The following is a 12,468-nucleotide window of genomic DNA, read 5'->3' as shown; positions in this document are numbered from 1 at the left end:
ACTGGATAGTAAACCGGCATTTTTTACGCTTTTTATCGATCTTGCACTGCTGGATCATGGTCACCATCCACAGGAGACGATCATGCTTGAACTTCGACCTTTCAACACCTTGGGCGGCGCCCATCACGGCTGGCTTGACGCCCATCACCACTTTTCGTTCGCCGAGTACCACGACCCCAAGCGCATGCACTGGGGCAACCTGCGGGTGTGGAACGACGACATCATCGCGCCCGGCACCGGTTTCCCGCTGCACCCGCACCGCGACATGGAAATCATCACCTATGTGCGTAAAGGCGCTATCAGCCACGCCGATAACCTGGGCAATAAAGGCCGCACCGAAGCCGGCGACGTGCAGGTGATGAGCGCAGGCACCGGGATTGCTCACAGTGAGTACAACCTGGAGGCCACGCCGACAGAGATCTTTCAAATCTGGATTATCCCGAATGAAGCCGGGTTGCCGCCTTCCTGGGGTGCCAAGCCGTTTCCAAAAGGTGATCGCGAGGGTTTTGTGACCCTGGCCAGCGGCAAGGCCGGTGACAGCGAAAGCCTGCGCATTCGGGCAGATGCACGCCTGGTGGCGGCTAATTTGAAAGCCGGGGAAAGTGTCGAGTATCGGCTGGACAGCGGGCGTCGGGCGTATTTGGTGCCGGCGACGGGGGTGATTGAAGTCAATGGCTTGCGTGCGCAAGCGCGAGACGGTGTGGCGGTTGAGGATGAGTGCGTGTTGCGGGTGACGGCGGTTGAAGACAGCGAGATCGTGTTGGTCGATTTGGCCTGAGCTGTAGCCTTGCCCCCATCAAACTGTGGGAGCTGACTTGCCTGCGAGGGTGGCACCACGGTCTGTCTGTGAGACCGAGGTGATGCTATCGCAGGCAAGCCAGCTCCCACATTTCAAACGTCGTTTTTAGGGTCAGTTGGCACTGATTGCGCCGTCTACCAGCACTTGTGCCTCTTCCACCAGTTGCTTGAGGTGATCTTCACCCATAAAGCTCTCGGCGTAGATCTTGTAGATGTCTTCGGTACCGGAAGGCCGTGCAGCGAACCAGCCGTTTTCGGTCATCACTTTCAAGCCGCCAATCGCCTGGTTGTTGCCCGGCGCGTGGCTGAGGATTTGCTGGATGCTTTCCCCGGCCAGTTGCGTGTTGGTGACCTGCTCCGGCGACAGCTTGCCCAGCAAGGCTTTCTGCGCGGGTGTGGCTTTGGCGTCCACGCGAATGGCGAACGGCTCGCCCAGGGCATCCGTCAGGCCACGGTAGATCTGGCTTGGGTCCTGGCCTTTGCGCGAGGTCATTTCGGCTGCGAGCAAGGCCGGGATCAGGCCGTCCTTGTCGGTGCTCCAGACGCTGCCGTCTTTACGCAGGAACGAGGCACCGGCGCTTTCTTCACCGCCAAAGCCCAGTGAACCTTCGAACAAACCGTCCGCAAACCATTTGAAGCCAACCGGCACTTCAAACAGGCGACGACCGATACGCGCAGCCACACGATCGATCAGACCGCTGCTGACCACGGTTTTGCCCACGGCCGCGTCGGCACGCCATTGCGGGCGGTTCTGGAACAGGTAATCGATGGACACTGCCAGGTAGTTGTTCGGCGCCAACAGGCCGCCGGACGGGGTCACGATGCCGTGGCGGTCGTGGTCCGGGTCACAGGCGAAGGCCACGTCGTAACGGTCCTTGAGGCCGATCAACCCTTGCATGGCGTAGCTGGAAGACGGGTCCATGCGAATCTGGCCGTCCCAATCCACGCTCATGAAGCGGAAAGTGGAGTCGACTTCGGTGTTCACCACGTCCAGGTTCAAACGGTAATGTTCGGCAATGGCCGACCAGTAGCGCACCCCTGCTCCGCCCAGCGGATCAACGCCCAGGCGCAGATCAGCGCTGCGGATGATGTCCATGTCGATCACATTGCCCAGGTCTGCCACGTAAGTGTTGAGGTAGTCATGACGGTGGGTGGTGTCTGCCTTGAGCGCCTGGGCATGGGTGATGCGCTTGACCCCGGCCAGCTTGTTCGCCAGCAGTTCGTTGGCCTTGGCTTCGATCCACTTGGTAACGTGGGTGTCGGCTGGGCCACCGTTGGGTGGGTTGTACTTGTAGCCGCCGCTTTGTGGCGGGTTGTGCGACGGCGTGATGACAATGCCATCCGCCAGGCCGCTGGTACGGCCACGGTTGTAGCAGATGATGGCGTGGGAAATCGCCGGGGTCGGCGTGTATTCATCGCCTTCGGCCAGCATCACGTGCACACCGTTGGCGGCCAGCACTTCCAGGGCGCTTGCGCCAGCGGGTGTCGACAGTGCATGGGTGTCCAGGCCGACGAACAATGGCCCGTTGATATCTTGGGCTTCACGGTACAGGCAGATGGCCTGGCTGATGGCGAGTACGTGCCATTCGTTGAAGCTCAGCTCGAACGAGCTGCCACGGTGCCCGGACGTACCAAAGGCCACGCGTTGGGTGGAGATCGCTGCATCAGGCTGGCCGGTGTAATAGGCCGTCACCAGTCGCGGGATATCCACCAGCAACTGAGCTGGCGCCGGCTTGCCCGCAAAAGGACTGATTGTCATGCATAAACCTCGAAAAGAAGGATTTGGAAAAAAGAACCAGTTTACTGAGAGTTGGACTGTTGCGCGACGGTATCGATCCTACAGCAGGTAGAGAAATTTCAGACGCTCAGCCTAACTGCGCCTGACGCAGCGCCTCGCCCACCGCCGCCAGTGCCCTGTCCAGCTCAGGCTGCCCCTGAAACCCATGGCTCACGCGCAAGTGCTGGCGATGCAGGCCGCTGATGCTGAACAGTTCACCGGGCGCTATGAGCACCTGCTGGGCCAGCAAATGCTGGAATACCTGGCGCATGTCCACGGTGCAGGTGGACTTCAGCCAGAACGTTGCCCCGCCGGTGGGCAGGGTATAGCTGACCAGGCCCGCCAGGTGCTGGTCGAGCCGCTCGCCTACTGTTTCGGCCTGCTCACCCAGCCGTTGGCGCAGGGCACGCAAGTGCTGGTCGATTCGCCCGCTGTGATAAAGACGCGCGATGGCGCGCTGGCGAATCGACGACAACCGAAACGAGCGCAGCAGGAACTGGCGCTGCAGTTGGCTGCTCATGGGCCGGCACAGCACATACCCGTGGGGCGCCTCTGGCCCGAGAATTTTCTCGAAGGTGGAAAACACCACCAAGCGCTCAGGGTTGACCAGGTCGCGCAGCGCGACGTGGGCCGGGTTGAAATTCAACTCACTGCGGCTGTCGTTTTCCAGCAACCAGCAGCCGTAACGCTCGAGCAGTTGCGCCACCTCCAGCGGGTTGCACGCGGGCGGGGCAACCCCCGATGGCAGGCAGATCAGGGGTGAGAGCAGCAACGCCTGCACCGGTTCGTCACGGAGCAAGTTTTCCAGCCGCATTAAGTCCAGGCCGCCATCGGCCGTCAGTTCCAACTCGATGATTTTCACCCCGGCATCCTGCAACAGGCGCAGGATCATCCAGTCGCACGGCGACTCGACAATCACCGAGGCGCCCTTGAGGCCCAGCACCTCTATCAGCATTTCAAGCACGCCGCGCAGGTCGGCGCCGATATAGACGTCGTCGGCGTGCCAGCACTGCGTCGGTGAGGTGGTGTAGCGCGCCGCCAGCGCTGCCCGCAGCTCCCATACACCGCAAGGCTGGGACCACGGCTGCGACGGGTGCGGATACTGGCGAAGCAACTCCCGCTCCAGCCGCAACAAGGTGCTGTCAAGCGAGGCCAGCAACGCCGGTTCATCGCCGCTGAGCACCACCATGCCCGGTCGGCGAGCGGCCAGGTAGAGGCCTTCGAGCAAGTCCCCACTCGGCAACGCTTCGGGATTCTCGGCGAGGGGCCACGCGTAATAGCCCGACTTGGCCACCGAATACACCCGCCCCTCTTTTTCCAGCAGCGAATAGGCGTACTGGATGGTCGAAATCGATACGTTCAACCGCTGAGATAACTGGCGCAAAGACGGCAGCTTTACGCGGTTCTGCGTACCGACCTCGTTTATAAGGTTAATCATGTAGCGATACACCGCCTGATAGGCGAAACCTGCCTGTCTCGCCCCGCGCGATGTCATTGTCCGGACAGCTGGAAGGCCATGTCTGCGTCGCACATTGAGCTTGGGTCGCGATCACTACGGGCGACACGCACCGGGTCGAGGTTCATCGGCCGTGTGTGGTACAGGTGCTGAAGCAACGGCAACGGCAATCCACTGGCGTCGGTCAGCCACTGCTGCAGCATCTCGGCGGCCGGCTTGCCCTGCAGCACCTTGTGCAGTTCGGGCAGTGCCACCAGCATGCCGGGGCAGCATTGGCGCAAGTAGCCTTCCAGCCGTTCGCCGTGATGAATGAAGGGTGAAAACAACAGGCAGATCAGCTGGCTTTCATCCAGGCCAAAAAAATCCTGGGCGCGCGTCACCGACAATGCCCGCCCTTCACGACTGACCGCCTGGGTCATCGCGTCGTCCGGGAGGTGCAGCCGGCGCAGGTAGGTCGACGCCTGAAAAAGAAAGCCTTCGACGCCCTCTTCATACTCCCGCGCTCGCAGGCATTCAGCCTGCAGGCCGCGAAGGTGGGCCATCAACAACGGGTTGGCAAAGGCCGGATGGCTGAAGTGAAAGCCCAGCGGGTCGGGGGCGTAGTCCATGAACTCCGCGAGCAATGGCGTGTTGTTGCGGTCGATTCCCTTCAGCAGGTCCGCGATCCCGATGTAAGCCAAGTGCCGGTGACCGCCGGGGCTGCTGTCAGCCTTCGGGGTGAAGTGTTCGCCGTACAGGCCACGGTAGAAGTCTTCGCTCCATTGATCCATGCGCGTGAACACCCCATTGAGCGAGGCAGGCCGGACCTGCGTAACCGCGGCGCCTGTGGCCTGGACGGTCTTTTTTAACCAGGCAAGGAACTGGCTTTGCTTGCGCACAGAGTCGCCGCTGACCACGGCATGCACCCCGCCGTTCCAGGCGGTGACGCGCTGGTAAAAATCCCCAAGGGCCAGGTAGGTGTCGTTACACAGGGTTGCGCGAATATCACCGGAGGTCAGGTGGCCGACCATCTGCCTGTTGCGCTGCGTGGTCTCTCGGCCAGTAGTAGACGGCGGGCGCTGGTGATTGAAAGGCAGCACCTGGCCATATTCCACCATCAGCAGCTCGACACGCGGATCATCGTGGAAAAACAGCCGGCTGTAGCCACGATGAAGTGTATCGAGGGTGCCTTGGGTCATGCTGGCGTGGCGCAACGTGGCCACCCGCAGGTGAAATGTCCTCGGCGCCCGAGCGGCAATGGTCAATTGTGCGGCGCGCAGCAGCGCCAGGGTGTAGCTGCTGACTTCACCGCCGCCGTGGGCCACCAGTATTTTGTAATCGCCCATCTGCTCCATTCCGCCCGCCGCCACAACAATGCGCTGGATCAACAATTGAAGTGCAGTACGTTCTGTCCGATTGAAATGCCCGACCAACCGTTGCAAAACTTGCTGGTAAACATAATTCATAGCCTGGTCGTGAATAGCGCTCATTGTTCTACTACCTGAGTTGAAGTATCAGTTTCAAGCAACTGCTGAGAGTATTTGCTCGCTGTATTACGGCGGTGAGAAAGGTCGCTGAGGCGCAGTGTCGTCGCGATAAGTCAACATTAGCATCCCGCAACAAAAAGAGATTGGCCGCTTACTTGGCCAACACCAGATTCTCACGGCGCACGAAGGCTCTGCGACGGGCCTTAAAGCCAGTTGCGAAAGCCTTCCTAGGAGCGTTCCGACAACTTCCTACACCTATTTAACTGGCAACAATAAGATCCTTCCGACAAATAAAAACCGCGACGCTGTGTTCCGCGCCGACCTGCATGTTGAAACTCGCCCTGAAGGCGCCCGTATTCTCGGGGCCGTGCATTGCAGTCACTGTGAATGGCAGGAATTGCCTGCAGCACTATCAAGCACTCAATCATTTCTCAGTCCTTGAGATGAACATGAACTGCCAATTATCGGGACTGCAATAATGATTAACAGATACAGAAGCTGGCCTAAAACCAGTTCAGATAAATATCAGGCAGTGAACGGATAACACGCACACAAAAACGCCGCGCTGGGATTCAGCGCGGCGTCTGGGAGGAAGGTATCGTTTACAGGATTGAGGAATGACTGTGCGCGTGAGGTGGCACACGGTTTAAGTCATGCCAAATGGCGCATTTACCCCATGCGCCAAGGGGTTGGACGGTCCGTTTGCGAATATTCCTACATCTCAAACAGCTTCAACCTGCAAAGCAACGCGCTCGCGGCACGGGCATTCGTCCATATAACGGTGCGCCTCGACGAACTGGTTGAACGGAAACACCGTGGTTTTCAGCGGCACCAGCACGCCATCAGCCGTCAGTTGATTGATGTCACGCAGGGCACGTTGCATCGCAACCTGGTCCTGGATGATGCCCAGTTCGGGTTTACCGGTGAAGTTACCAATGCAGTGCACGAAGAACTGAATATTCTTCTGAAACGCCGCGCAGGCCGGGAATGGCGTCTGGTTACCGCCTTGCAGGCCGTAGAGCACCAGGCTGCCTCGAGGTGCCAGCACGTCACCGAGCAACGACATCTGCGGGCCGCCCAAGCCATCGAACACCACGTCAACGCCACGGTTGTCGGTGAACTTGTTGATTTGCATCAACAGGTCCTGTTCTTCGGTGACGATCACTTTTTCCGCGCCCAGAGACAGCAGGTACTCGCGTTCTGAGGCGTCCTTGGTAGCCGCAATCACCCGCACGCCCAGGGCTTTGCCCAGTTGCACGAACGAGGGGCCGGCACAGTGGCTGGCGTCAGTCACCAACGCAAACTGGCCGGGTTTGACCCGCGCCAGGTCCATGTAGGCAAAGTAGGCAATCAACAGCGGCGTGTAGTGCACGCTGGCCTGAATCGGGCTCAAGACATCCGGGTAACGGGTCAGGGCCGAACGGGGCAGGACGATTTGTTCGCCATACACCGGGTAATCATTAGGGCTCTCGGCCGGAAAACTGGCCACTTTATCGCCCACTGCCAGGTCATCCACGCCGTCGCCGAGGGCGATAACCACCCCGGCCATCTCATGGCCAAGGCCGGAGGGCAGGCGTGCATGGGAGGACGCCAGGTTCTGGCGCCACAGAATGTCGTACCAGCTGATGCCAATCGCATCGACACGCACCTGCACTTCGCCGGGTGCAGGCTGCGCGGCTGCGTGCTCTTCGCACTTGAGCACCTCGGCCGGACCAAACTTGTGAAAACGAATCGTGCGGGACATCGCAAACCTCGTCAAAGTAACCTCTAATGCCATGAACTCTATCTGGGCTTTCCAGGTAAGACCACCGGTCGCCATTAATAGTCGACATGCCTGTCATTGATTCCGCAACTGAGGAATAGACCTCAAGTGTTGTAGGAAAACTCAATTATCTTGTGCAGAGTACCAGCCTTTCCCCGTAAGATTCATGCTGGTCATCGTTCTTACATGGCCGATCTCGTCAAGCTTGCTGACTCTTCCAGGACACAAGATGAACCGTAACGACCTGCGTCGTGTCGACCTTAACCTCTTGATCGTATTCGAAACCTTGATGCACGAGCGCAGTGTGACCCGCGCCGCCGAGAAATTGTTCCTTGGCCAGCCAGCCATCAGCGCGGCCCTGTCGCGCCTGCGTGGGTTGTTTGATGACCCGCTGTTCGTCCGCACCGGGCGCAGCATGGAACCGTCCGCCCGCGCCGTGGAAATCTTCGCCCTGCTCTCCCCGGCACTGGACTCGATCTCCACCGCCGTCAGCCGCGCGGCTGAATTCGACCCGGCCACCAGCACCGCGGTATTCCGTATCGGCCTGTCCGACGACGTCGAGTTTGCCCTGTTGCCGCAATTACTCAAACGCCTGCGCGCCGAGTCCCCGGGCATCGTGCTGGTGGTGCGCCGCGTCAACTACATCCTGATGCCCGGCCTGCTGGCCTCCGGCGAGATCTCCATCGGCGTCAGCTACACCGCCGACCTGCCAGCCAACGCCAAGCGCAAGGTATTGCGCCGCAGCCTGCCCAAACTGCTGCGCGCCGACAGCGTGCCGGGTTCATTGAGCCTGGATGACTTCTGCGCGCGCCCGCACGCCCTGGTGTCCTTCGCGGGTGACCTGAGCGGGTTTATTGATGAAGAGTTGGAAAAACTCGACCGCAAGCGCCACGTGGTGCTGGCCGTGCCGCAGTTCAATGGCCTCGGCACGCTGCTGGCCGGCACTGACATCCTCGCCACCGTACCGGACTATGCAGCGGAAGCGCTGACCTCGGCAGGCGGTTTGCGCGCTGAAGACCCGCCGCTGCCCGTGCGCTCGTTCGAGTTGCACATGGCGTGGCGCGGGTCGCAGGACAACGATCCGGGAGAGCGGTGGTTGCGGTCGCGGATTCAGATGTTTTTTGGCGACCCTGAGAGCCTTTAGGCGTCGTCGGGCAGGCTCTTCAGCCCGGTCATTGCGCATGACCGCGGTGTAACCGCGCTACGTGCTGATCGATGCGGCCTTGGATCGTGCGCAAGGTAAAACCTACTCTCTGACCTGAGAGAAAGTAACGACTGGACCATATTCCTGATCAGACACTATCGCTTGCACACAAAATTTCTTTTCTGGAAATTTACTCAGCAACAGCATCCTCCATGACTGAGCAACAATCCTGCACAGCTGTTCATAAACAGCATCCTCCACCCTGCTCCCGCAGCCCGCAAAAACATCATACAGATGCAGATGATTCAAAACCTTCTCAACGGCCACCACATCATTATTACAAGGTTCCATCCAACTCACGAATGCTTCAACAGTAAAACTGCTTTCCAGAAACACACCCGATTCGTGAACAACAAAATCGGGGAATAAAACCTTACAAAACATCAAGGCATCTTCAGGGTGAACAACATCACTAATATAAGAAAACTCATCCAGCTCCGACTGATCCGCCCATTGGCTTTTCCAACGCTCGTACTTTGTAGAGCTGACAGAATCTACAACCTTAATGATCTTCATGAAGTTTCTTCTGCACTGATGCTTCGTGGAGGTTTTTTGCCCGACGAAAATTGTACTCCGATCACTCCGTCTGGCAACTTGTTGCGAGCATAGTCACCTGAATGACCGGCACAACGTCATGGCGTGCCGGAACGTAAAACGGTGTGAAGTCGAACACCCTGTAGTTACCGGGCGCCTGACCAACCTTGAGTAGGGGGTCAGTTGCGCCGATCTACCAGGCAGCAGGGACTTCAAACTTGATATTCCTTAAAATCCCAGGCAGTTATTCGCAACCATATCGCCGCAATTCAGGACACACCACTATAGGGGTCTGCTACGGAGTCACCAAACTCAGAGAGCGCGAGTGAAATCTCATTAAAAACTTCCGGTGACACGTCTTTAGGCGAGCGAGAGGCCAGGAACGTATTGATCGCCTCAAGCCCCAAGCTCGCCATGATGCTAATAACCTGTTCAGCCTGTTCCAGATCATGACCATTCCATAAAGACAACACGCAATGTTCAATTCGTTCTCTGAGACGGTTGTCTAACAAACTATAGGTATGCCACTGCCTATCACTTAATTGCACTAACGACTTTACAAGCTCCGCGCTACCGATTTTTTTAGAGTCGAACTCATCCAACAACCCGGAAAACGCCGTTTCAAGCTCTTCGCGGGTCATGAAATCTGGCAGCGCTGCGTAATATCCAAAATTTTTCATAGTTAGAAATCCACAGGTCTAGCTGTGCAGTGGCCTGTCGACTAGTTGCCCCCAGGACCAATCAGCGAGCTTTCGATCTGCACGCCTGGCATCATTTGCTGCAACCCTTCGATCAGTTTGTCCCCCGCTTCCGTCAAGGCTTCAAGCGGCATCGCTGGCAGACTCTCCAGGATGAACCACATGTTCGTCGCGTCAGCACCAAGACGGGTCCTGACACCTTGCCGCCAATTCCAGCGGCGGCAGGTCACTCCCTTGTCATCGCGCCAGACAACCTCGCCGGCGTCTGGATACTCGAAAGCAGGAGCGCCCTCTTTCATGGTGTCAAAAGGTTCGGTGCCATCTGCAATTGCCAGCCGTGGAGAGCCCACATAGGCATCAATATTTTCCCCGCCCACCGGGATCGCGTACTCAATACTGATTGCGTTGTAGAGGTCGACGATGGGATCCAGGCTCGGCAAGCAGCCGTCGCGTAACACCCGTTTACGCAGTGCCTCGGCTGAACAAGGCGTGCGCTGCGGCTTGGCCCCGAACGCTCGAAATGTCTCAGCCCATGCGGCCAAATGGGCTTCTCCCCAGCTTGGCCCACCTTCCTGCACGGCCTTGCAAGCCCGGTCCAGCGCGGCCTGAGCCACCTCAGGGTGGGTCAGTGGCGCCGCTTGCACCACGATGCTCAGGGCCCTGAACTGCGGGGCCAGCTCGGCAACGGCTTGATCGATTAACGGCAGTACGGACAGCATCAAAACCTCCAGCAAACTGAATGTCATTTCATGCTAGTCAGCGACGACCGCAAAAGTCAATATAATGACCAATATTACCCACTATAACGGATGATCCGATTGACGCAGCGGCTGATAAAGGCTGAGAATCCCGGCACATTTTGCCGCGTGAACCTCATCAATGACCACGAATACCAGCCTGTCGACTACCCCTGGTGCTGATGCTCAAGCTGTCAGCCTGGCCGTTGCGCGCACGCTCAAGCAGGCGCGCAAGGCACAGAAGATCACGCTGGATGAGCTTTCCCGACGCGCCGGCGTGAGCAAAGGGATGGTCGTCGAAATAGAGAAATGCACGGCGAACCCCAGTATCGGCATCCTTTGCAAAATCGCCGCCGCGCTTGGCTTGTCCGTTGCAGACATTGTCAATGTGACCGAAGCGCCTTGCGCCCATATCATCAACAGTCAAGACATCCCCACGCTCTGGAACGGCGAGCTGGGAGGAACGGCGCGCCTTCTGGCTGGAACGTCCGGCCCTGACATGATCGAGCTGTGGCGTTGGGAAATGCACCCAGGAGAATCCTTTGCTTCACAGGGGCATCCTCAGGGCACGCTTGAACTGTTTCATGTGGAAAAAGGCACGCTGAGATGCGTGGTAGGGGAAACGGAGTTGGTCATCCCTGCGGGGAGCTCGGCAGTGGCCAAAACCGATGTTCCCCATTCTTATTCCAACGCGGGGAGATCCAGGTTGGTATTCACGATGTCGGTGACGGAGATGCATCAGTAGGCACTGGCAGACTGTTCGCCAGTGGCCTTGCCCGTCGCGTTTCAACCTAACTGATTAGCGAATTTGCCTACCGCGTCGACGACTCTTTTAGCGCCATCCTGGATCTCCACTATAACTTCGCCTGCCTGCGTAGCCAGTGCCAGGCCCTGTTCTGCCTGGGACTTACTGTTCGCCATTTCACCCACGGTTTCATCGACCAATTTCTGGTTCTGCAAGACGACAGAGGCAATTTCTTCCGTCGCGCTGCTGGTGCGTCCCGCTAATTGCCTGACTTCATCCGCGACGACGGCGAAGCCTCGGCCCTGTTCGCCTGCGCGGGCAGCTTCAATCGCAGCGTTCAAGGCCAACAGGTTGGTTTGTTGAGCAATACTACTGATCGTCTGAATGATCGAGCTTATCAACAGTGACTGTTTGCCAAGCGCCTCGACCCCGCCAGAGGCAGCCTGCATATCCACGGCGATCTTGCGCATGGTGTGCATCGTGTCGTTTACGACGACTGCTCCGTGCTGAGCACTGACATCCGTCTGCTGGGAGATTTCAAATGCAGTTCGGGCTGCATCACTGACCTCTTTTTCTCGGGCAACCTGGTCAGTCACTACCGTGGCAAACTTGACCACTTTGCACAGCGTCCCTTCAGTGTCATACACCGGGTTGTAGGTAGCCTCCAGCCATACGGTCTGACCGCGACTGTCAACGCGCTCAAATCGACCCGCGACAAACTCACCCTTGTTCAAGGTCAGCCAAAAATCCTTGTAGCGTTGGGACGCGGTTTCTTCTGGCTTGCAGAAGATGCGGTGATGGCTGCCTTTCGCTTGCCCCAGGTTGTAGCCCATCGCTTTCAGGAACTGATCGTTCGCCTTGAGTACGTGCCCTGAGAGGTCAAACTCGATGACCGCGGTTGAACGAAGTAATGCATCGATGAATGACGCGTTCTCCGAAGCCTGTTCCCGGCGAGAGGTAATATTCGCCCCATAGCATGTGATGTGGCTTAGGCTGCCACCTGCGTCTGCGATAGGTTGCCAATGGGCACGGATCCACACCAGGGAGCCATCAGCATGCAAATACCGGTAATCGTCCGTGATTGATTTTCCGGAAGTGACTGCATCGCGAAAGTTGTGAAAACAAGGGAGCTTGGATACGTAATGCGGAACAATATCCGACATGGCGCGCCCAATGAGACGATCCTGGGTATAGCCCAACGCCTCTGCAAAATTGTCGTTACAGGCAATGATTTTAAAGGTTGAATCGATAGTCAGCGTGAGCATTTCACGGTCAAGGCCATCGCGTAATT

10 protein-coding genes and 2 pseudogenes are annotated in these 12,468 nt (G+C 58.0%); 3 read left to right on the top strand and 9 right to left on the bottom strand.

The window, feature by feature from the left end:
* Positions 1-82 precede the first annotated feature (82 nt).
* On the top strand, positions 83-778 hold the full coding sequence (locus tag ACP7A2_RS00145) for a pirin family protein (protein WP_426132571.1): 696 nt from the start codon (positions 83-85) through the stop codon (positions 776-778).
* 132 nt (positions 779-910) lie between these two features.
* Here the strand turns inward: ACP7A2_RS00145 and pgm are convergent, their stop codons facing one another.
* The 4 genes from pgm to ACP7A2_RS00125 all read right to left on the bottom strand — a co-directional run bounded on the left by pgm (position 911) and on the right by ACP7A2_RS00125 (position 7,241).
* Positions 911-2,557, bottom strand: a complete 1,647-nt coding sequence (gene pgm, locus ACP7A2_RS00140; RefSeq protein ID WP_426132570.1) for a phosphoglucomutase (alpha-D-glucose-1,6-bisphosphate-dependent) — start codon at positions 2,555-2,557, stop codon at positions 911-913.
* Between the two features lie 106 nt (positions 2,558-2,663).
* The gene (locus ACP7A2_RS00135) at positions 2,664-4,070 is read right to left on the bottom strand and encodes a PLP-dependent aminotransferase family protein (protein ID WP_426132569.1); all 1,407 of its coding nucleotides are present in this window, start codon (positions 4,068-4,070) and stop codon (positions 2,664-2,666) included.
* Entirely contained in the window at positions 4,067-5,500 is a 1,434-nt protein-coding gene (locus ACP7A2_RS00130; protein WP_426132568.1) for a hypothetical protein, read from the bottom strand. The genes ACP7A2_RS00135 and ACP7A2_RS00130 overlap by 4 nt, the downstream gene beginning before the upstream one ends.
* A gap of 718 nt (positions 5,501-6,218) precedes the next feature.
* A complete protein-coding gene (locus ACP7A2_RS00125) occupies positions 6,219-7,241 on the bottom strand; it encodes a zinc-dependent alcohol dehydrogenase family protein (protein ID WP_426132567.1) in 1,023 nt (340 codons plus the stop codon).
* Positions 7,242-7,488: 247 nt separating this feature from the next.
* Here ACP7A2_RS00125 and ACP7A2_RS00120 point away from each other — a divergent pair, with 247 nt between their 5' ends.
* Positions 7,489-8,403: a LysR family transcriptional regulator gene (locus ACP7A2_RS00120; RefSeq protein ID WP_065873157.1), complete on the top strand. Its 915-nt coding sequence runs from the start codon at positions 7,489-7,491 to the stop codon at positions 8,401-8,403.
* Between the two features lie 102 nt (positions 8,404-8,505).
* Here ACP7A2_RS00120 and ACP7A2_RS00115 read toward each other — a convergent pair whose 3' ends face one another.
* The 3 genes from ACP7A2_RS00115 to ACP7A2_RS00105 form a co-directional block, all read right to left on the bottom strand.
* A complete protein-coding gene (locus tag ACP7A2_RS00115) occupies positions 8,506-8,979 on the bottom strand; it encodes a hypothetical protein (protein ID WP_426132566.1) in 474 nt (157 codons plus the stop codon).
* 287 nt (positions 8,980-9,266) lie between these two features.
* On the bottom strand, positions 9,267-9,677 hold the full coding sequence (locus ACP7A2_RS00110; protein WP_426132565.1) for a hypothetical protein: 411 nt from the start codon (positions 9,675-9,677) through the stop codon (positions 9,267-9,269).
* Positions 9,678-9,718: 41 nt separating this feature from the next.
* Positions 9,719-10,414: a B3/B4 domain-containing protein gene (locus ACP7A2_RS00105; protein WP_426132564.1), complete on the bottom strand. Its 696-nt coding sequence runs from the start codon at positions 10,412-10,414 to the stop codon at positions 9,719-9,721.
* A 160-nt stretch (positions 10,415-10,574) separates the two neighbouring features.
* Between ACP7A2_RS00105 and ACP7A2_RS00100 the strand changes: the two genes are divergently transcribed.
* Positions 10,575-11,177: a cupin domain-containing protein gene (locus ACP7A2_RS00100; RefSeq protein WP_426132563.1), complete on the top strand. Its 603-nt coding sequence runs from the start codon at positions 10,575-10,577 to the stop codon at positions 11,175-11,177.
* A gap of 41 nt (positions 11,178-11,218) precedes the next feature.
* Here the strand turns inward: ACP7A2_RS00100 and ACP7A2_RS00095 are convergent.
* Positions 11,219-11,653 (bottom strand): annotated as a pseudogene (locus tag ACP7A2_RS00095) (methyl-accepting chemotaxis protein); the annotation flags it as partial.
* A 105-nt stretch (positions 11,654-11,758) separates the two neighbouring features.
* Positions 11,759-12,442 (bottom strand): annotated as a pseudogene (locus ACP7A2_RS00090) (PAS domain-containing protein); the annotation flags it as partial.
* Between the last annotated feature and the right edge of the window lie 26 nt (positions 12,443-12,468).

Origin of the sequence: Pseudomonas sp. PWP3-1b2, assembly GCF_049896045.1 — a bacterium.
Taxonomy (GTDB): Bacteria; Pseudomonadota; Gammaproteobacteria; order Pseudomonadales; family Pseudomonadaceae; genus Aquipseudomonas; species Aquipseudomonas antarctica_B.
Note: the sequence above shows the minus strand (reverse complement) of the source record. Positions and strands in the feature narration are given on the sequence as shown.

What these genes read in the sequence shown, in the direction of transcription:
- ACP7A2_RS00135 (WP_426132569.1), bottom strand. Translation starts at nt 4,070, where the DNA reads ATGACATCGCGCGGGGCGAGACAGGCAGGTTTCGCCTATCAGGCGGTG.
- pgm (WP_426132570.1), bottom strand. Translation starts at nt 2,557, where the DNA reads ATGACAATCAGTCCTTTTGCGGGCAAGCCGGCGCCAGCTCAGTTGCTG.
- ACP7A2_RS00105 (WP_426132564.1), bottom strand. Translation starts at nt 10,414, where the DNA reads ATGCTGTCCGTACTGCCGTTAATCGATCAAGCCGTTGCCGAGCTGGCC.
- ACP7A2_RS00145 (WP_426132571.1), top strand. Translation starts at nt 83, where the DNA reads ATGCTTGAACTTCGACCTTTCAACACCTTGGGCGGCGCCCATCACGGC.
- ACP7A2_RS00110 (WP_426132565.1), bottom strand. Translation starts at nt 9,677, where the DNA reads ATGAAAAATTTTGGATATTACGCAGCGCTGCCAGATTTCATGACCCGC.
- ACP7A2_RS00130 (WP_426132568.1), bottom strand. Translation starts at nt 5,500, where the DNA reads ATGAGCGCTATTCACGACCAGGCTATGAATTATGTTTACCAGCAAGTT.
- ACP7A2_RS00125 (WP_426132567.1), bottom strand. Translation starts at nt 7,241, where the DNA reads ATGTCCCGCACGATTCGTTTTCACAAGTTTGGTCCGGCCGAGGTGCTC.
- ACP7A2_RS00115 (WP_426132566.1), bottom strand. Translation starts at nt 8,979, where the DNA reads ATGAAGATCATTAAGGTTGTAGATTCTGTCAGCTCTACAAAGTACGAG.
- ACP7A2_RS00100 (WP_426132563.1), top strand. Translation starts at nt 10,575, where the DNA reads ATGACCACGAATACCAGCCTGTCGACTACCCCTGGTGCTGATGCTCAA.
- ACP7A2_RS00120 (WP_065873157.1), top strand. Translation starts at nt 7,489, where the DNA reads ATGAACCGTAACGACCTGCGTCGTGTCGACCTTAACCTCTTGATCGTA.